Annotated in this window: 23 protein-coding genes and 1 tRNA gene; 21 read left to right on the top strand and 3 right to left on the bottom strand. The window is 35.8% G+C overall.

The window, feature by feature from the left end; all coding sequences use genetic code 11:
- Positions 1-5 precede the first annotated feature (5 nt).
- Positions 6-647 (top strand): regulatory protein RecX, encoded by a 642-nt coding sequence (locus IPM56_10205; GenBank protein QQS34637.1) that lies wholly within the window; start codon positions 6-8, stop codon positions 645-647.
- On the opposite strand, the gene IPM56_10200 is transcribed toward IPM56_10205, so the two are convergent.
- Complete coding sequence (locus tag IPM56_10200) at positions 642-1055, bottom strand: NUDIX hydrolase (protein QQS34636.1); 414 nt, start codon at positions 1053-1055, stop codon at positions 642-644. The two genes, IPM56_10205 and IPM56_10200, sit on opposite strands and share 6 nt — an antisense overlap.
- Positions 1056-1214: 159 nt before the next feature.
- Between IPM56_10200 and murB the strand changes: the two genes are divergently transcribed.
- The 7 genes from murB to IPM56_10165 all read left to right on the top strand — a co-directional run bounded on the left by murB (position 1215) and on the right by IPM56_10165 (position 6091).
- The gene (gene murB, locus IPM56_10195; GenBank protein QQS38282.1) at positions 1215-2228 is read left to right on the top strand and encodes a UDP-N-acetylmuramate dehydrogenase; all 1014 of its coding nucleotides are present in this window, start codon (positions 1215-1217) and stop codon (positions 2226-2228) included.
- Positions 2229-2326: 98 nt separating this feature from the next.
- Positions 2327-3148, top strand: coding sequence for a phenylalanine 4-monooxygenase (locus IPM56_10190; protein ID QQS34635.1), 822 nt, complete (start codon positions 2327-2329; stop codon positions 3146-3148).
- Between the two features lie 67 nt (positions 3149-3215).
- Positions 3216-3674: a thioredoxin-dependent thiol peroxidase gene (gene bcp / locus IPM56_10185; GenBank protein ID QQS34634.1), complete on the top strand. Its 459-nt coding sequence runs from the start codon at positions 3216-3218 to the stop codon at positions 3672-3674.
- Between the two features lie 16 nt (positions 3675-3690).
- Positions 3691-4098, top strand: a complete 408-nt coding sequence (locus IPM56_10180) for a 6-carboxytetrahydropterin synthase (protein ID QQS34633.1) — start codon at positions 3691-3693, stop codon at positions 4096-4098.
- Positions 4099-4665 carry a GTP cyclohydrolase I FolE gene (gene folE / locus IPM56_10175; GenBank protein QQS34632.1) on the top strand — a complete coding sequence of 189 codons (567 nt, stop codon included), beginning with the start codon at positions 4099-4101 and terminating at the stop codon, positions 4663-4665.
- A 2-nt stretch (positions 4666-4667) separates the two neighbouring features.
- Positions 4668-5384, top strand: a complete 717-nt coding sequence (locus IPM56_10170; GenBank protein ID QQS34631.1) for an SDR family oxidoreductase — start codon at positions 4668-4670, stop codon at positions 5382-5384.
- Entirely contained in the window at positions 5381-6091 is a 711-nt protein-coding gene (locus IPM56_10165; GenBank protein ID QQS34630.1) for an SDR family NAD(P)-dependent oxidoreductase, read from the top strand. The genes IPM56_10170 and IPM56_10165 overlap by 4 nt, the downstream gene beginning before the upstream one ends.
- A 27-nt stretch (positions 6092-6118) precedes the next feature.
- On the opposite strand, the gene IPM56_10160 is transcribed toward IPM56_10165, so the two are convergent.
- Positions 6119-6583: a periplasmic heavy metal sensor gene (locus IPM56_10160; protein ID QQS34629.1), complete on the bottom strand. Its 465-nt coding sequence runs from the start codon at positions 6581-6583 to the stop codon at positions 6119-6121.
- Positions 6584-6700: 117 nt separating this feature from the next.
- On the opposite strand from IPM56_10160, the gene IPM56_10155 reads away from it, so the two are divergent.
- The 13 genes from IPM56_10155 (at position 6701) to IPM56_10095 (ending at position 19281) form a co-directional block, all read left to right on the top strand.
- Positions 6701-7258 carry an RNA polymerase sigma factor gene (locus tag IPM56_10155; GenBank protein ID QQS34628.1) on the top strand — a complete coding sequence of 186 codons (558 nt, stop codon included), beginning with the start codon at positions 6701-6703 and terminating at the stop codon, positions 7256-7258.
- On the top strand, positions 7251-7847 hold the full coding sequence (locus IPM56_10150; protein QQS34627.1) for a hypothetical protein: 597 nt from the start codon (positions 7251-7253) through the stop codon (positions 7845-7847). Before IPM56_10155 ends, IPM56_10150 begins: the two co-directional genes overlap by 8 nt.
- Positions 7848-7849: 2 nt before the next feature.
- Positions 7850-8335, top strand: a complete 486-nt coding sequence (locus tag IPM56_10145; GenBank protein ID QQS34626.1) for a hypothetical protein — start codon at positions 7850-7852, stop codon at positions 8333-8335.
- 87 nt (positions 8336-8422) lie between these two features.
- Positions 8423-8509: transfer RNA gene (locus IPM56_10140), tRNA-Leu, on the top strand.
- A gap of 36 nt (positions 8510-8545) precedes the next feature.
- Positions 8546-9310, top strand: coding sequence for a tetratricopeptide repeat protein (locus tag IPM56_10135; protein QQS34625.1), 765 nt, complete (start codon positions 8546-8548; stop codon positions 9308-9310).
- A gap of 62 nt (positions 9311-9372) precedes the next feature.
- The gene (locus tag IPM56_10130; protein QQS34624.1) at positions 9373-10011 is read left to right on the top strand and encodes a hypothetical protein; all 639 of its coding nucleotides are present in this window, start codon (positions 9373-9375) and stop codon (positions 10009-10011) included.
- A gap of 159 nt (positions 10012-10170) precedes the next feature.
- Positions 10171-10992, top strand: a complete 822-nt coding sequence (locus tag IPM56_10125) for a DUF92 domain-containing protein (protein ID QQS34623.1) — start codon at positions 10171-10173, stop codon at positions 10990-10992.
- Positions 10993-10999: 7 nt separating this feature from the next.
- Entirely contained in the window at positions 11000-13975 is a 2976-nt protein-coding gene (locus IPM56_10120) for a tetratricopeptide repeat protein (GenBank protein QQS34622.1), read from the top strand.
- The gene (locus IPM56_10115; protein QQS34621.1) at positions 13972-15567 is read left to right on the top strand and encodes a TonB-dependent receptor; all 1596 of its coding nucleotides are present in this window, start codon (positions 13972-13974) and stop codon (positions 15565-15567) included. Before IPM56_10120 ends, IPM56_10115 begins: the two co-directional genes overlap by 4 nt.
- 48 nt (positions 15568-15615) lie before the next feature.
- Complete coding sequence (locus IPM56_10110; GenBank protein QQS34620.1) at positions 15616-17457, top strand: SPOR domain-containing protein; 1842 nt, start codon at positions 15616-15618, stop codon at positions 17455-17457.
- Positions 17458-17479: 22 nt separating this feature from the next.
- A complete protein-coding gene (locus IPM56_10105; GenBank protein ID QQS34619.1) occupies positions 17480-18136 on the top strand; it encodes a MotA/TolQ/ExbB proton channel family protein in 657 nt (218 codons plus the stop codon).
- 8 nt (positions 18137-18144) lie between these two features.
- Positions 18145-18549, top strand: a complete 405-nt coding sequence (locus tag IPM56_10100; GenBank protein QQS34618.1) for a biopolymer transporter ExbD — start codon at positions 18145-18147, stop codon at positions 18547-18549.
- A gap of 33 nt (positions 18550-18582) precedes the next feature.
- Positions 18583-19281: a hypothetical protein gene (locus IPM56_10095; GenBank protein ID QQS34617.1), complete on the top strand. Its 699-nt coding sequence runs from the start codon at positions 18583-18585 to the stop codon at positions 19279-19281.
- Here the strand turns inward: IPM56_10095 and IPM56_10090 are convergent.
- Entirely contained in the window at positions 19253-19552 is a 300-nt protein-coding gene (locus IPM56_10090; GenBank protein QQS34616.1) for a hypothetical protein, read from the bottom strand. The two genes, IPM56_10095 and IPM56_10090, sit on opposite strands and share 29 nt — an antisense overlap.
- Position 19553: the final 1 nt, after the last annotated feature.

Genomic DNA, 19553 nt, shown 5'->3' with positions numbered 1-19553 from the left:
AGTAAATGAAAATTATAGAGCTCTCAAAAAAAAATGATAATGATGTAAGTATAATATTTGATACCGGTGAACAGCTTTTTCTTTCTTATGAAATTGTTCTTAAAAAAGGTCTTCGTCGTGGTACTGAAATAGATGAAGACCTTTATAATTTATTAATCGACGATAACAGAAAATTTTTTGTTAAACAAAGAGCTTCCAGGTTTTTATCCCGCCGACTTCATTCTGTTTCCGAATTAAAATTAAAACTGCGAAAATTCAATTATGAAACTGTTCACATTCAGAGCGTCATATTTGAGTTAGTTGAACACGGTTATCTTGATGATAAAAAATTTGCAGAAATATTCTCGGACGAAAAAAGAAAATTAAAAAGATGGGGCGACAACAAAATAAAAGCCGAATTGTTGAAGCGAGGCGTTAAAATTGAAATTATAAATGAAGTTTTATCAGCCGGAGATTCGGATGAAGAAAATTTTGCAAATGCAAAGGTGCTGGCAGAGAAAAAATTAAAGTCACTGCAAACTCGTGAAAGTGATCCACGAAAAATCTCAATGAAGGTTATGAATTATTTGATCGGGCGCGGGTTTGGATATGAACTTGTAAAGCAGGTTGTAAGTGAGATAACTAAATCTGACGACACGGATCTATGATTTAATCGCCGCTGGCAAAGCGGCAATCATATTCGAGAGTTCAAGAATCTTAACTGCTTCCTTTGCGTCCTCGATACTGAACCATTTTCTTTTGCGATTATTTTTATCTGGGTAATCCTCAAGCACTTTTATTACTTCCATTGAATAGATCCTGATATTACAAATGCCGATTGGTTTATTAAGATTAAATGAACCAAGTTCAACAGTATCATCACTTCCAACGACGCCCGCTTCCTCATAAGCTTCTTTCTTTGCGGACTCAAATGGAGTAAGGTTAAATTCAACGTAACCTTTTGGAACAATCCATTTTTTTTTCCGCATTGATGTGATTAATAGTATCTCGATACTTTTATCTTTTTTTCTGTAAGGAATTACACCCGATTGGTTAAAATTAAATTCTAATTTCAAAAAATATTTTCCGTTAAGTGCTGTTTTAATTATCGGAAAATAATAATAATTCTTTACTATGAAAAAAAGTTAATGTCTCTCTAACACAAATGTTTTGCGTGATGGAAGATTATTGACGGATTATTTTTATTTTTGGAAAAGATTATACAATTATTCCTTATGCAATCTCTGAAAGATTACTCTCTCAAACATCTCAACACATTTGGTATTGATGTTAAGGCAAAATACTTTACAAGCATATCCTCCGCTGAGGAACTTATTCAAGCGCTCGCTTCAGAAGAAACAAAAAATGAAAAGAAATTTATTCTTGGCGGCGGCAGCAATGTCCTGTTTACCGAAAATTATGATGGGCTGATCATCCACAATCAAATACCCGGAATTAATACTGAAGAAATCTCTGACAGTGAAATAATAGTCACAGCCGGTGCAGGTGTTATATGGCAGGACTTAGTTTCATTCTGTATAGAAAAAAATTATGGCGGAATTGAAAATCTCTCACTCATTCCGGGTACAGTTGGTGCAGCTCCAATCCAAAATATCGGTGCATATGGTCAGGAACTGAAGGAAGTCTTCTTCAGTCTGAAAGCTGTAATGATGGATACTTATAACGAAGTAGTGTTTCTTAATGATGATTGCAAGTTTGGCTACAGGAACAGCGTATTCAAAAACGAATTAAAGAATAAACTTGTTATTACATCTGTAAGCCTGAAATTAAAAAAGGATCCAATGCTTAGTCTGGACTATGGTAATGTAAGATCAGAAGTAGAAAAATTAAACCTTCGTAAGATTACTATTAAAGATGTAGGAAATGTGATCAGTCAGATAAGGCGGAATAAACTTCCTGATCCGCAGCAGCTTGGAAACGCGGGAAGCTTTTTTAAGAACCCTGAAATCACTCTACATCAATTTGAATTACTGAGAAGTACGTTCCCTGAAATGCCTGCATATCAATCAGGAACAAAAATAAAAATACCCGCTGGCTGGTTGATTGAGAAAGCCGGCTTGAAAGGATTTCGCGTCGGTGATGCGGGTACGCATTCAAGTCAGGCATTAGTAATTGTGAATTATGGAAATGCATCAGGTAAAGAGCTTGTTTCATTTGCGGATAGGATCAGAACAGAAGTTTATAATAAGTTCGATATCTGGCTTGAAGCGGAAGTAAATATTATCTAATATTTAGTGTAATCAAAAATTTTTTCCTGCCGGATGCTAAATTAAAGTATCCTATTTCAGTTTAATTAACTTCTGAAAAACTAACTAAGGGAAGTATCATGAAAAATAATCAGGATGACAAACAAATTTTATCAGCGTATGAAAAAGCTGCGGAAGAGGGAATTGATCCAAGATGCATTCCTCAAAGATTAACTGAACCTGCACCTGAAGATGAAGAAATTAAATATCCTGATTATCCTGAGTCTGATCATGAAACCTGGAGATTTTTATATGAAAGGCAGACTAAATTCCTTCCGGGGAGAATCTGCGAGGAATATATTAACGGTGTATCCAAACTAAATTTTACTCCGGACAAGATCCCTTCACTTAAAGAAATCAGTTCAGTATTTAAAAAAACTACCGGATGGAAAGTCGCACGTGTTCCCGGTCTGATCCATGAACAAAACTTTTTTGAACTGTTAAGGAGAAAAGTTTTTCCATCGACTGACTATATACGCGGCAAAGATGAACTTGATTATACACCTGCGCCGGATTTGTTCCATGACATGTTTGGTCATATGCCGTTACTCACTGATCCTAATTTTGCTGCTTTCTATCAGATGTTTGGTGAGGCAGCTTTGAATGCCGAAGGTATGAACAGAAAGTATCTTGAAACATTTCATTGGTTCACAGTAGAATTCGGATTAATTCGCAAACCAGAGGGTATGAGAATTTACGGTGCCGGGATTATTTCTTCTCTTGGTGAGGTTCAACACGCTTTATCTGATAAAGTAAAAGTAATTGATTTTGATGTTGATAAAATAATTAACCAGGATTATGATGTCTGGCATCTGCAGCCGGTTTTGTTCGCTATAGATTCATTCGAACAGCTTGAAAACGGATTTAAACACTGGACTAAAAAAATTGGTCTTCTCAATTAGAAAGGGATTTGAACCAATTATTTTTTTTATTTGTTTAAGACTATTACTCATTAACGGAGAGTTTTAATTGTTGCACGAAGGAAAAAAAGCACCTGATTTTAAATTGAAAGATCAGGATGATAGAATAATTTCATTGTCAGATTTCAAAGGGAAGAACGTCGTACTTTATTTTTACCCTAAAGATGACACCCCGACTTGTACAACGCAGGCTTGTAAGCTAAGAGATGAATTTTCGGCATTTAAAAAAATCGACGCTGTTGTGCTGGGAGTCAGTGCCGATTCTGTTTCTTCACATAAAAAATTCAGAGCTAAATATAAACTTCCATTTACTCTTTTAAGTGATGAAGAAAAATCAGTCATAAAAAAGTATGATGTCTGGAAAGAGAAAAGTATGTTCGGTAAAAAGTATATGGGTATTGTCAGAACAACATTCGTGATTGATAAAAAAGGATTTATAAAAAAAATATTTAGTAATGTTCGGGTTCCTAAACACAACAAAGAAGTCTTAGACACAATAAATTCGTAAAGGAAGATTATCGTAAATGGTTTACGTTACCAGAAGAGAAACTTTTTCAGCAGCCCACCGGTTGTATATACCAGCAAAATCGGATTCAGAGAACGAGAAGATATTTGGCAAATGCAGTAATCCTAATTGGCATGGTCACAACTATACACTTGAAGTAGTTGTAAAAGGAATTCCGAATCCGGAAACAGGGTTTGTTATCGACATTAAAATTCTTAAAGAACTGATCCACGAGCACATCATAAAAAAAGTTGATCACAAAAACCTTAACACCGAAACTGATTTTATGAAAGGAATTATCCCGACCTCAGAAAATATAACGGTGGCAATCTGGAATCAGTTGAAAGATAAGTTACCGGCAGGTGAGTTGGCATCGGTGAAGTTGTACGAGACAGAAAATAATTATTTCGAATATAAAGGAGAATGAATGAATCACTCCGCAATGAAAGAACTAATAAAAAATTTACTTAAAGAGGTTGGTGAAAATCCTGAACGTGAAGGATTGGTTGATACACCGCTTCGTGTAAGCAAAGCTTATGAATATTTAACTTCCGGTTACAATAAAAATATTGACGAAGTTTTGAATGATGCAGTGTTTAATGAAAAGTATGATGAAATGGTGATTGTAAAGAATATTGATTTTTTTAGTTTGTGTGAGCATCATATGCTTCCGTTTTATGGCAAAGTGCATGTTGCATATATCCCAAACGGAAAAATTGTTGGGCTGAGTAAGATTCCAAGAATCGTTGAAGTATTTGCGCGGCGGCTTCAGGTACAGGAAAGGATGACTCAGCAAATTGCTGATACAATTGATAAATATCTTCAGCCAAACGGAGTCGCCGTTGTGTCGGAAGCATACCATATGTGCATGATGATGAGAGGAGTTGAAAAACAAAACTCATCTGCTACCTCAAGCGCTATGCACGGCGTTTTCAAAGAAGATGCAAGAACCAGAACGGAATTCTTAAACCTCATTTCGAATCGAAATTTATAAATATGGATAAAAACAAATCAGGTATATGGGTCACAGGGGCAAGTTCCGGAATAGGGAAAGCTGCGGCAAAAGAGTTTGCAAGAGTGGGCTGCAATGTTTTTGTATCTGCAAGAAGGCAAACAGAACTGGAACGATTAAAGAAGGAACTTGAAGAAGAAAAACTTTTACTTAATACATTTCCTTGCAATGTTGCTTCTTCTGCTAATGTTGAACAGACAGTTAAGAAGATAACCGCGGAGAATGATATTCATTGTCTTATTAACAATGCCGGGATAACATCCTTTAAAACTGCGGAAACAAATTCTGTGCAGGAGATTACAGATATTATAAATACAAATTTACTCGGATCAATTTATGCTATCAAAGCATTGCTGCCTGTATTTATTAAACAAGGACGAGGGACAATTATTAACGTACTTTCAGTTGTTACTCAAAAAGTATTTACAAAGAGCAGTGCCTATGCCGCATCTAAAATGGGATTGTTGGGTTACAGTCAGGCTTTGAGGGAAGAAGTAAGAAAATACAATATCAGAGTTATTAATATAATTCCCGGCGCTACTGTCACTCCGATCTGGAGTTCAGATGTTCGTGAAAAATATGGAGACAGAATGATGACCCCGGAAAACATCGCACAACTTATGGTCTCTGCTTACCTGCATCCAGAAAATGTTGTATTGGAAGAAATAGTAATAAAGCCGATACAAGGTGATCTGGCATGAGAAGTGAAAAGGAAGTATCAATTGTAACGGGTGCCAGCCGTGGAATAGGCAGGGCTATTGCAGTATCACTTGCAAAGCAGAATCACAACGTGATTGTATTTGGCAGAGATGTTAATGCTCTTGAGGAAGTTTGTTCTGAACTTAAACAACTCGGTTCCGATTCAATTTATTTTTCCGGTGATGTAGCTGATCAGCAATTCGTCTTTTCATCTTTTGAAAAAATTCTTTTAAAATATGAAAGAGTCGATCACTTGATAAATAACGCCGGTATAGGAATCTTCAAAAAATTTATTGACTCCTCACTGGAGGAATTTAAAAATCAGGTTGATGTTAATTTATTTGGGGTTTATAATTTTACAAAAGCAGTTGCGGGTGAAATGATCAAGAACAAAAAAGGTACGATTATTAATATTGCTTCCTTAGCTGGAAAAAATTCCTTCATTGGCGGTACGATGTACAGTTCAACCAAACACGCACTGCTTGGCTTTACACGCTCACTGATGCTTGAGTTGAGAGAATTCAATATAAAGGTTGCTTCTATCTGTCCCGGATCTGTTGATACTGAATTCTCATCTTCCGGACGATTAGTCCCGCATAAAAAAAATATTCTTTTGCCTGAAGATGTCGCAGAAGCGGTAATGTTGATAATTAATTCTCCGCAGAGAGCGATGTTCAGTGAGATAGATATTCGACCGACAAACCCATAAAAAAACCGGCTTAAAGCCGGCTTTAATTTATTCTGTATCTTCCATACGCTTATCAATGCGCTTGACTGGTTTATCAAATCGTTTAGGTCTGAAATTATTCCAGACTTCTTTCTGGTTTTTATCAAGCAATTCATAAATATCCATATGATGATTCGTCTGTGCTATAGCGATTTTATTTTTTATAGCACTAAGCTTTTCAACTGCTGATATCAAATCACTTCTTTTATAATCAGACTTGTTTTTCAGTTCACGAATATCAAGTTTAGCTTTGTCGAGTTCGCTTCTCAGATCGATCATTTCACGCTGATGGGAAACTCTGAATTCATCAACTTTCTTTTGCTGCTCATCAGTGAGATTTAGTCTTTCCAATCTGTGCATTCTTTCCATCCGGTGTTCCTTCTTACGAAATTTTCTGTTTTGAGCGAAAGCATCCGGCAGCAATACTACTGCAATAAGAGTTATTACTATTATCGCAAAGAATGTTCTTTTCATTTTTTTCTCCTTTATGTTATGTTTGAACATTGGACAGAAATAATACGTGGAGGGTTTAAATAATTAGATTTAAACCTAAGCAGACAGAACGTTGTCCAACCAATGGAATAACATGTTATGCCGGAAACAAATGATTTTGACTTAGTTAAAGAATTTATTGCTGGTGATGAAAGTGCTTTTAATAAACTAATAAAAAAGTATCAGCAAAAAATTTATTGGCATGCACGTCGTATGTCCGGCAATCATCTTGATGCTGATGAGATTGTGCAGGAAGTTCTGGTTACACTTTATAATAAACTGCACACGTTTGAGTTTAAGTCTTCATTATATACCTGGATATTCAGGATAACGTCGACAAGAAGTCTTAACTTTCTAAAGAAGAGGAGTATAAGGAAGATTTTTAATTTCAGTGAAAATGATAATGAAATAAGAACTAAAGCAGCGGATGGCAGCCTTATAAATGAGATCGAAGCAAATGAACAAATTGAAAAAATTAACTTTTGTCTTCAGAAACTTCCTGTAAAACAAAGAGAAGTTTTTATACTGCGAAACTTCGATGAACTTTCTTATGAAGAAATATCAAAAGTAACTGGGAAAAGCATTGGAGGATTAAAATCAAATTATTTTCATGCTGTAACTAAAATGGCTGAGATGATGAAAAATGAAAATGAATAGAAAACTTATTGAATATTTAGATGGGGCACTTTCTCCTGAAGAAAGTAAAGCCTTCAATCAGGAAATTGGAAATAACCCTGAGCTGATGAAGGAATATTTGGACTTAAAATCTTTGATGAAACAATCTTCAGTGTATAAAGATGCTAAGATATCAGAATATTATTTTGACAGACTGATCCCTTCTTTCAGAGAAAAGAATTTAAAGCAGGAGAGAAAATTTACACCGGCATTTGCAGCGGCTATGATGCTCATTTTTGCTTTTGCGACAATACTTCTATTTAAAAATGGAAACAACTTTGCCGGAAACCAAATTGACGAATTAGCCAGTGAAATGAGTAAAGAGGAAATAAATAAGTTGTATGAAGAAAAAAATCTTTCTCTGGTTAATTATAATTTTAATGATGACGATAAGCTAACTATTGATTCATTGATAAGCAGTTATATCACCGCTGATATAATTTTTTCAAATGAAATGGAAAAACAAGCTTTGCCGCGTATTGATTTCAATCCTGATGAATTGGAGATAAGTGATGCTGAAGCAGAAGAATTATTCACAGCAATTCTGAATAAGAAGTTTTTTGAGGAGTAAAAATGAAACATAAAATTTATGCACTATTGTTTATTGTGATTATCTCTTCCTTACTTTATCCGCAAGAGCGACGATACCAGAGGATGGATGGTCACAAAAAAATCGATCAACTTGAAAAATTAAAGTTGATGGAAATTCTTGATCTTGATGAAGAAGCATTCATCAGATTCTTTTCGCGCCATTCAGAGTACAAAACTCAAATGAGAAAAGCCATGAATGAACAGGATCAAAAACTGGAAGAAATGGAAACAAATTTCACTTCAGCTAAAATGATTACGGATAAAGAATATGAAAATATGATTAATAATTTTATTGAAGGGGAGAAAAAAATTCTTACCGACCGTGAAACTTATCTGAAATCTCTTAGTACAATTCTAAAACCTGAACAGCTTTGCAAACTGATTGTGTTTGAAAAAAGATTCAGAGAGGAAATAAGAGATGTTCTGTTAAGAGACCGGATGCGAATGAAGAAAAACAGGGAGCGGTAAAAATTTTTTCCTAAAATACAAGCAGAACTAAAATTTTTATATGTTGATTTTGTTATCCGGCAAGTATATTTTTCCCCTCGAATTTTTGCGGAAGTGGTGAAATTGGCATACACGCTATCTTGAGGGGGTAGTGCCTTAATTGGCGTACGGGTTCAAGTCCCGTCTTCCGCACCAGATTTTCCATCAATAAAATAATAAAGGATGAGACGCATGAAAATAACATCAATATTATCTGTTTGTCTGCTAACCTTTCTGGTATTTTCTTCTGTTTCGTTAGCCCAGGAAATGAAACCGGAAGCAGGAAAGTTATATAATGCGGGCAATGATATGTTGAAAGCGGGCAACTATAATGGCGCAATCGATAGTTATGATAAAGCTCTCCAGATTGAAAAGGATTACAGAATTTACTATCAGAAAGGTCAGGCTCAAAAGAAAGCCGGCAGCCTTGATGCCGCAAAATCTTCATTTGAAGAAAGTATTAAACTTAAATCTGATTTTGAAGCAGGATACAACGCTCTTGGTGGTGTTTATTTTTCGTTAGGCAACTTTGAAGCAGCCATAAAGAATTTTGAAAAGGTTATGGAAATTTCAAAGGACAATAAAACAAAAAATAAAGTTAAGACTAATCTCTCACTAGCTTATTCTAAAATGGGAACCACGGCAATGTCCGATGGGAATGTAAATAAGGCTGTGGAGTATTTACAAAAAGCAGTTACAATGAATAACTATGATGCTGCTTATCTTTCATTAGCGAAACTATATTCAGAAACAGGCGACTGGGATAAATCAATTTCAGCGGCTGAGAACGCATTGAAATATAAATCTGGTATTCCTAAAGGCGGACCATATTTTTATATGGGAATTTCGTACAAAGGTAAAGGTGATATCACAAAAGCTAAAGAGATGTTTACTCTTGCCAAATCCGACGCTACATACAAGAAAACTGCTGAGTATGAATTATCTATTTTGAATTAGTATAATCAGATTAATCAAAATTCAACCCTCGCTTTGCGAGGGTTTTTTGTTTGCAGGTTAACATGAAAAAATTTGAGTTGAGCAAAATAACTAAGTTGGAAGTAGTTGAATTACTTGCCTTAATTTCATCAGCGGCTGCTGCCAGAAATGAAAAGATTTTACAACTACTACTAAAGCTATACATCGATAAAGAGTTCAATAAAACATGGCTTTACGAATCATTACTTCAGCTTTATCTATTTGCCGGATTTCCGATCGCGTTGAGTTCATTAAAAATTCTTTCTGAATTAATTCGGGTGACGAAAAAATATTCTGACAAAAGAACCCCAAAACAAATTCAACAAGAAGGAATAATTTCTTGCAAAAAAATCTATGGGGATTCATTTCACAAACTAGTTTCCAACGTAAAAATTTATTCCCCGGAATTGTCTGACTGGCTAATTTTAGAAGGCTATGGAAAAGTATTAAGCCGGAAGGCTTTGTCATTAAAGAAAAGAGAACTCTTGATCATCTCAATTCTTTCATCTCTGAAATTTTCGGATCAGCTTTATTCTCATATCCGAGGAGGATTTAGGCTTGGAAATAATCTTCAATCAATAAACTCAGTGATTAAAAACCTGAAGCTGATTGATCAAATTGATTCGTCGAATTTTGGATTATTAGTATTTCATAAAGTTATTTCTGCAAATAAAACAGTGTAAATGTATTTCAATCAAAAACCTGCCCGGAGTTTTATTTAACAACTTTCTTTAAGTAACCACCCACATTTGCTTATTTGTCTTGACATTAAAGGACTGAAAAAGCTATATTTAATCTCAAATTTGTTCCTTTCCCAATTTCCTAAAGAGGAAAACGAAGTATTGGATATCACGAACTTTCTGCAGGATAAGCTCATAATAAATCTAATCTATGGAATCCTGCTCTCTGCTGTTGTCTCAATTCTTTCGTTTAAGGTTAAATTCCTTACAAAGAGCGGTTCCTTTGCGATGTTCTTTTTGGCGGCTTTGATTTTTGGTTTTGGAGGTTGGAAATGGACAGTTCCTATATTTCTGTTCTTCTTATTGTCGAGTTTACTATCTGTCATCAGGAAAAGTCGAAACAAAAGTGTTGAGGAATTTTTTGTCAAAACCGGTAAACGAGATTATGCGCAGGTTCTGGCGAATGGAGGTTTATCCGGAGTTCTTGTCATTTTCTATTACTTCTTTCAATCGGAACTTATCTATTGTGTATTCGTCTCATCTGTTGCTGCGGTTTGTGCAGATACCTGGGCGACAGAAATAGGAACTATGTTTGACGTTAAGACTGTTGATTTACTTACAAGTAAAGAAGTACCGCAGGGAGAATCAGGTGGAATTTCAGTTATAGGAATCTTTGGTTCGGTACTGGGTGCAGTTATTATTTCAGCATCTTCACTTTACTGGATAAATGCATTTCAGGCAGATTATTTTTTGATTATGGCATCCGCAGGTGTATTTGGAAGTATTGTTGATAGTTTCTTAGGTGCAACATTACAGGCAAAGTATGAATGTGTCATTTGCCAGATCAGAACTGAAAGAATCGTTCATTGCAATAATGAGACACAGCTTAAACGGGGACACGAATGGCTTACAAATGATCTCGTTAATTTTTTTGCATCTGTAAGCGGAGGACTGTTCTGTACACTTATTTTAGGATTTATGTAGTCATCTTATGAAAATAAAAATATTTCATTTGCTGCTGTTAACAGCTTGTTTGAAGTTCACACTTGCTCAATCCATTCCTGATAAATATGCTGAAGCCATGGAAGCATATAATTCTTCGCGATTTTCTGAGGCGGTTATTTTATTCCAGGAATTCTCTAATTCATACTCAATTTCAGATGAGTTATTTGCAACTGCCAGGTTCTATCTTGCGGAATCATATCTTAATACCGGAAATAAAGATGCTGCCGCGGTAGGGTATAAATTTCTTATTAATAATTTTAAGTGGAGCAGTTTCAGAGAAAAGTCATTGTACAAACTCGGTCTAATAAATTTTGATTCCAAAAAATATTCGGCAAGCAGGAAAAACTTTACTGCAATTCTGGATGAATATCCCTCAAGTGAATACATCGGTTCATCACTATACTGGATTGGAGAATCATATTCAGAAGAGAACAGGTTAACCGACGCAATTAATTTTCTTGAAGAAGCCGTAAACAGCCGCAAGAACAATAAATATATCGATTACTCAATTTTTACTTTAGCTACTACATATGAAAAAACCGGCGACTATCACAATGCAGTAAAGTATTATGACCAGCTTCTTTCTTTCCATAAGAACAGTCCGCTTGCTGTAAATGCACAAATAAGAATAGGTATATGTTATTTTAAACTTGAAGATTATCAGTCAGCAATTCTTGAACTGCAAAGTCCGGCACTCTCAAATCTCCCGGAGGAATTATATATTGAATGTATCTACCTGCTCGCAAACGCTCACTACCGCGTTGAGGAATACCCGCAAGCCGCAGAAAAGTTTAATGAACTTATCACTCTTTTCCCTGAGTCGGATTTAAGACGTGATGCTGAATATGGATTAGCATGGTCCTTCTTTCAACAAAGGTTGTATAATGAGTCGTATACCACTTTTGATGCGCTCTCGATGGGCAATGATAAAATTTCAATTAATTCATTTTACTGGAAAGCAGAATCAAAGCGGTATGCGGGATATGATAAAGAAGCAACAAGCCTTTTTAAAGAATTCACTTTAAAGTATCCTGACAACGAACTTGTTTCCGGAGCCGAATACCAGATGGGTGGATTATCCTTTACAGAAAAAAAATTAGACGTATCCCTAGAATATCTGCGTTCAGCTATTTCGTCACCTGATAATATAATCCGCGCAAGAGCCTACACACTTCTTGGTGAAATAGAACTGAATAAAAAACAATTTGATGCTGCGGCAAAAAATTTTGATTATGCAATTGGTATTGAGGGAGTAACACCGGATATTCAGAACAGGGCAAAATTCGGGAAAGGTGTAGTAAACTTTTATAATAAGAATTTTACCGGTGCGATAAATTTGCTTCTTGAGGTTGAACAATCAGATCCTCAACTCGAAAAAGATAAACTGAATTTTTATCTCGCTGAAAGCCATTATGCTCTTGATAAATATTCAGATGCACTAACAAGGTACAGTTTTGTTGATCCACAGCAAGAAGAATTAGCTGAGCAGTTATTGTACGGAAAAGCATACTCCTACTTCAATCTCCGTCAATATGAAAATGCGTCTTTTCATTTTGGAGATTTCGTTAAAAAGTTTTCACATAGTGATTTGCTAACGGATGCGAAGTTAAGATTAGCAGATAGTTACTATGGAAGTAAAAATTATTCCGCTGCCAGCAGAATTTATAAAGAAGTCTTTAGTGCAGGAAAAGATTTTTCTAATGATCCATACGCACTGTATCAATATGCCCAATCGCTTTACAAGGCAGGAAATACTGAAGAAGCAATTACCCAGTTTGGAAACCTGCAGAGAAATTTTCATGAATCTGAATATGCAATCGGCTCATTGTTTACAATCGGATGGATAAGATTTCAGCAGGGAAGATTTACAGACGCAATTGCCGGCTACAGGAATGTATTTGAAGTTTATCCAAACTCATCATTGTCACCTGTACTCTATTATTCTATTGGTGATGCATATTTCAATATGGGTAAGTATGATTCAGCCAATGTTAATTATGAAAAAGTTCTGGAATTATATCCTTCATCGGATTATGTATTTGATGCTGTTAACGGGCTTCAATATAGTTTTGTCGCGCAAGGCAAACACGAGAGAGCAATCACTCTCATTTCAGAATTTGTCAATAAAAACCCGCGCTTAAGTTTTTCGGATCAGATACTTTTTAAAAAGGGTGAGATTTACTATAGCCAGAGAGAGTATGAAAACGCAAAGTTGAGTTACAAAGAATTTACTTCTGCTTATCCGAATAGTAAACTGATTCCCGATGCCTATTATTGGATTGGAAAAAGCGCACAGAATCTTGCTCAGAATGACGAAGCTGTTTTAAATTTTACAAAAGTATTCGAATCATATCCGTCAAATGAAGCCGCCGCAGCTTCAGTGATAGAAATTGGAAACATTCATAACAGCACGAAGAATTATGATGCGGCATTGGGCACTTATAATCGCGCATTGGATAAGCTTGCAAATTCTCCAAGGTACGCAGAGCTTTTGTTTATGAAAGGTTTGACTCTTGTAAATAAAGGTGATATTAACGAGGCATACGAAGTATTTGACGAAGTAGTTCAGTACTATCCCGGTACCATCTTTTCGGATAAAGCTAAAATTGAAGCTGGTATGATTGAACTCTCCGCAAAACGTTTTGAAAATGCCGTAACATATTTCAGAAGCCTGGCTGAATCCCGGAGTGACGATCTTGGAGCGAACGCACAATACCTATTGGGACTAACATATTTCGAACAAAAAAATTATACCGAAGCAATTACATCACTTGTCAGAGTTAGAACAATTTTTTCTTCTTATGAAGAATGGTTAACCAAATCATACCTGCTTCTTGGTGATTGTTATTATGAAATGAAAGATCTTGATAAAGCACGGGAAATGTTTCGGACAGTACTATCAAAACACAGAGGTGATGTGTTTGGACAGGAAGCACAAAATAAATTGAGAGCGATACAATGAACAAATCAGTTTTAATATTAATACTACTCTTTATTTCAAATATTCTTCTCGCTCAGGATGAAAAGAAAAATCTGCCATCAGTTGAACTGCCGGATTTCGTAATAACCGGCAAAGACGCGCTTGAAATAAAGAAAGTAAAGAAACCATTGCCGAAGTTTGTTTCTACGGTATCAAGTGATTTTTTCAAACCATCTATTCCGCCGGATGAACTGGAGCTTCGTGAATTTCCAAATCCTATCAAGCAGGAAAAAACTCTGATAGATTCAGTCGACTTTTATAACGGCTACGCTGAAGCAGGTGCTGGTATACATTCATTACCTGTTGGAAAAATCATTTACACTCATCCGTTCAATCAGGGAAAAGTTTTCGGAAAATTTGGTGCACTGAACCGTGTTGCGCATACAGATAACAGTGAGTTCCTGGGCATCAACGCTGGAGCAGGAGTAGCTTTTATTACAAGTACAAACTCAGAAGTATTGCCCGGCACACAATTTAGTTTGGTAGGTGATTATTCATCATTCGATTATAAACTTTATGGTGCCCAGGTGCCGGAGAAAAAAAAGTTATCGGATGGAAAAGTAAAACTGAAAATTAATAACCATTATTTGGATGATGCTTTGTTTGGTTTGAACATCGGGGGAGATTTTACTTCGTTCAGGAATGAACCTTACAAAGAAAATATCTTTAATGCAGAAGCATATTCAAGATTTAATATTTCGAATTTCAATCTCGGTTTTATTTTCAATTATGAACTTCAAAGTATATCAATTCAGAGAGTCGGTAATAACGAACTTGATTTCGTTTTTGTAAGACCGTTTGTAGGACTGAACCTTTCGAATACAATCAAATCACAATTCGGATTTACTTACACTAAATCAGCAAAAGAAGCATATAGTTTTCCTTTTGTTTCTGTGGCACTAAGGATTGACAAAAATATTTCGATTTACTCTGAATACGCTCCGGGCGCAGAGTTTGTAACGAACACAACTTTACTTCGACAAAATCGTTATTATGATCCTGAATCGTACTTCAATATTTTGTTTGAGAAAAAGCATCTGCTTAATGCAACATTGAAGTATGAGTTCGACAAGTATTTTGAAATTGATGCCGGGTTTGAATATATGGCAACAGATAACATCCCTTATTTTACAGATGCAAATAATACCGGGATATTCAGACTTCAAAAATCAGATGCAGTCAGTTATTCCGGATTTATCAACCTGTTATTTCATCTTGGACCTTCAGGAGTTTTTTACGGATCAATTGAAGGTAATGATACAAAGAATGGTGCGGATAAATTCATTCCTTATTATCCGCAGATAAAAAGTTCCCTGAATTATGGTTACACATTTAATTTTGGATTGAATGCAACTGCAACACTCCTTTATCAATCAAAAGTCTTTACTGATATTTTGAATACAAATGATCTTGATGCGTATTTCGATCTCGGTGCTAAATTTGCGTATCCGATCTCGACCGGGTTTAATCTTACATTTGAACTTGCTAATTTATTAAGTAGAAAAAATTATCTATGGAATGGTTATAAAGAATTACCTCTTGATGCTACTTTAGGCGTAAACTTCAGATGGTAAATTGTGTCATTGACAGTTTTAAAAAAAAATAGTTAAAATCAGTTTGCTATGGATAGATTTACTTTTATAAATAAACTTGCAAATCTTTCGGGCGTGTCTTTATCCGAATCAAGAAGATTTGCCGAAATATTTATCCGGAAAGTTTATGATCTTATCCAGCCCGGAGACGGAATAAAATTAGCTGGATTAGGAACGGCATATTATGCTCGTTACAAATTCCAGCCCATACAAAATGAAAATGATCCGGACACAACTGATATAATTGTCTTTACAGATGAAGCTAATGAGATTTTAACAAGTTCGGAGAATTCTGTCTTCTTCACCGTGCCATCGACTGATGAACCCAAACAGAATGCACTCGATAAATTTTTCAGCCTCAGTATTTCCAAACCTGTTATAAATGGTTCTGTACCCGGTGAAAATAATATTTCTGTGCCTGCTGGTGAGGAAATTGAATCACTTTTGAATTCAAAAGCTGAGAAACTTATTACGGGTTACGAAGTCATTAAAAATGTTGTTGATCCGGCGTTGACTTTTCCTCTGTCAGGAACTATCGAAGTAAAAAATAAAGTTGAAGCACTGGATACAACTCTGGATGATGAACTCGATTCCCTCTTGTTGTCGGATATTAAAGATGAAGAGCTATTAAAAGAACTTGAAAAAATTTCCTGGGATCTTGATGATGAATCACTTGATGGAATGACTGCGGATGATGTTGCCAAAGAACACGAAAAAGAAATTTTAGAGATTGAGCCAACACCTGAACAACCTGAAACAGTTCCGGAAATTGAAAATGATATACCGGAATCATCTGAAGAACCAGGTGAAGAATCACTTCCTACAGAAATCGACGAAACTAATGAGGAGGAGCTTCCCGATGATATAATGGAAGGTTCGATACAGGCAGAAATAAAATCTGAATTCGAACAGGTAAAATCTTATAGAGGCGAATTAACAATCGAAGATAAAAATCTTGATTCAGAAGTAGACCCATTCCAGGCGGCAATCGATCGTGTGAACAGAGAAATTGAAACAGATGAAAATGTTTCCGAAGTAATAAACGATGACAATCAACTTTCAAAAGCTGAAAGTGAATTTGTGGAAGTAGTTCCCAAATCATCTTTGTATGATTCAAATATTATTAATGTTGTTGAAAATGACGATGAAGAATTTCCTGATGAGCCTGAGGAAGAAAATGAAAAAGAAGCAGAAGATATTGATCCTGACAAATATCATCGTGATGCGTTAAAGGAAGCAAAAAACTTTGTGAGTGAAAGAAGGAATATCGGACTGAAAAAAGAAAAGCGGAATTCAACACTATCATTACTGATCATCATTATCGTTCTGTTACTAATCACAGCATCAATTTTTATTTATTTGAAATATATCAAATCACCTGAGCGCACATTGCACGGTGCTAACGGCGGCGGGAACATTGCAAAAATATCCTTGGTAGAAGTCATCGAAAGAAATTATGAATTACCCGTAACATATCCGTACCCTGAGTCAAGAAGAAATAGTCTGGCATTCTTTGACGGTTTGGATAGCAGCATAATTAAAAGTTCAATGATTTTGGGGAACAATCGCAGTGACTCAATGATTGTTTCATCAGAAGATAGTATAAAAATTCCGGAAAGAAGTTTAACGAAATCACCTGTCGTAAGGATTAAAAATAATATTTATAAATATGATATTAATTTTGTTGTTCAGGTCGCTTCATTCAAATCAAAAATTATTGCAGAGGGTGAAGCACTTAAATATAACCGGCAGGGAAGACAAAGTTATATTGAAGAAGTGGAGATTCCCGGAAGAGGTACATGGTTCCGTTTACGCATCGGCAACTTTGCTTCACTTGGTGAGGCCGAAACTTTTATGAGTAAATCGAAATAAAAATAATAATTAAGGAATTAGTATGAATCTGTTCTCAATATTTTTAAAAGGCGGCTTCATTATGTGGCCCATCCTTCTTTGTTCATTCATTGGACTTGCTGTTATCATAGACCGCTACATCGTGTTAAGAAAAGCAAGAATAAATGTTCCCGCATTTATGGTTAAGATACGCGGACTAATTAAGAAAAAAGATATTTCAGGTGCGGTTAGTTATTGTATGGAGGAAAAATCTCCAGCGGCAAATATCATAAGGAAAGGTTTAAAAAAATTCGGGCTTGGTCATGAAAGAGTCAGAGAAGCCATCGAGAATGCCGGAAGCCAGGAAGTAAGTAAACTTGAAAAGGGTTTGACGGTTCTTGCAACCGTCGCTGGTGTTGCTCCACTGCTTGGTTTCCTTGGAACTGTTACAGGTATGATAAGTGCGTTTATGACTATTGAAGATCTTGCCGGTGCCGCAAATCCAAGTGACCTTGCCGGTGGAATCTGGGAGGCTCTTTTGACAACAGCATTTGGACTGATCGTCGGAATTCCTGCTTTAGCTTTTTACAACTACTTTCTTAGTGCCGTTAAAAAATTAGTCGGTGATATGGAAACAGTTGCGAATGATGTTGTTGATATAATCCAGGATACCTCGGTGAATCAATCAACACCCGAAGAAGAAATTGAAATTGATATTTAGGCAATGCAATGAAACTTAAATTATCTCATCAACCATTAAGTGTTTTTAGCTACTCATCACTGACAGATATTGTGATGCTGCTTGTAATTTTTTTCCTGCTTACTTCTCAGTTTGTTATTCAGACCGGAGTGAAGGTGAAACTGCCGGGTTCAAAAACTAACGAACAAACAGTAGCAAGTAAACTGATTGTTACTCTTACATCCGAAGGGGCTATTTATGCTGGAAGCGATCAGACCGGAATTGATGGACTGCCGGCTTTACTTACGCAGATGCGTTCATCAACAACAGAAGATAACCTGATCATACGTGCCGATAAAACTGTTCCAGTTGAACTCGTCATAAAAGTTATCGATGCGGCAAAAGCAACCGGAATTGAAAAATTTACAATCGAAACTGAAAAAGAAAAACTTTGATAGGAAGAATTAATTTTCAAATGAGATGATACTATGACGTATACTTCTATAAAAAATATGTCTTACTCGGTTTCTTTAAGCATACATATAATTCTGCTGCTGATACTCTGGCTGTTAAAGTTTACTATTGATTATCCGCCACGGGAATATGTTGAATTATCTTTCGGGGTTTCCGGTGAAGTTGGTTCATCAGGAGCAATCGGTCAACAGATTGAACAGGTAGAAGAACTTGCGAAACCAGAAGAAAAAACTCAGACAAAAGAATCCAATAAAGAGGTAAAAGAAGTTCAACTGCCCGTAGCGAAAAATACTTTTGATGATAATACTGTAGCTCCTTCAGAAAAGAGTAAAGAAAAATCGAATAACAATACGAAGGAGAATAAGGATAATACTAACAGCAATGTTACTACAAGCGGTCAGGGCAATCTTGCTGAAGGCGATGGGAGTTTTGGATTTGATATTGACTGGGGCGGTAAAGGAACAAGGAAGATCTATAGTTATTCACTTCCTTCTTATCCAGAAGGTGTTTATAAAGAGATAGATATCAGGCTTAGATTTACAATTCTTCCCGATGGAACAGTCGGGAATATTTTACCATTAATTAAAGCTGATACCAAGCTGGAAAATGTTGCAATCAATTCACTGAGGCAATGGAGGTTTGAAGCTTTATCCCCGACACAGAAACAAGTTGAACAAGCTGCAGTTATTGTTTTTCCTTATCGTCTGCAATAACAGGTTCAGCATAATAAATTTTATAGAAAAAATATTCCGCGATTGTAAGAAGTGTAAGTGAAAAAGTATCTCTGTCAAACTGAAGCCCGAATCCGTTTTGTTCCATAATTAGTTTTGCGATCATACCTGTTATTGACCAGCCGACAGAAAATAATATACCGATCAACACCACATTGAGTAAACCGCTTTTTACACCTTCGTCCTGCCATTTTTTTGTGTAGATCACAGCGGCAAAAATCAGATGAGCGAAAAAAATGAAAGCGGTAATCATA

This window comes from Ignavibacteriales bacterium, assembly GCA_016700155.1.
GTDB lineage: Bacteria > Bacteroidota > Ignavibacteria > Ignavibacteriales > Ignavibacteriaceae.
This window is presented reverse-complemented; position numbering and strand designations above follow the sequence as displayed.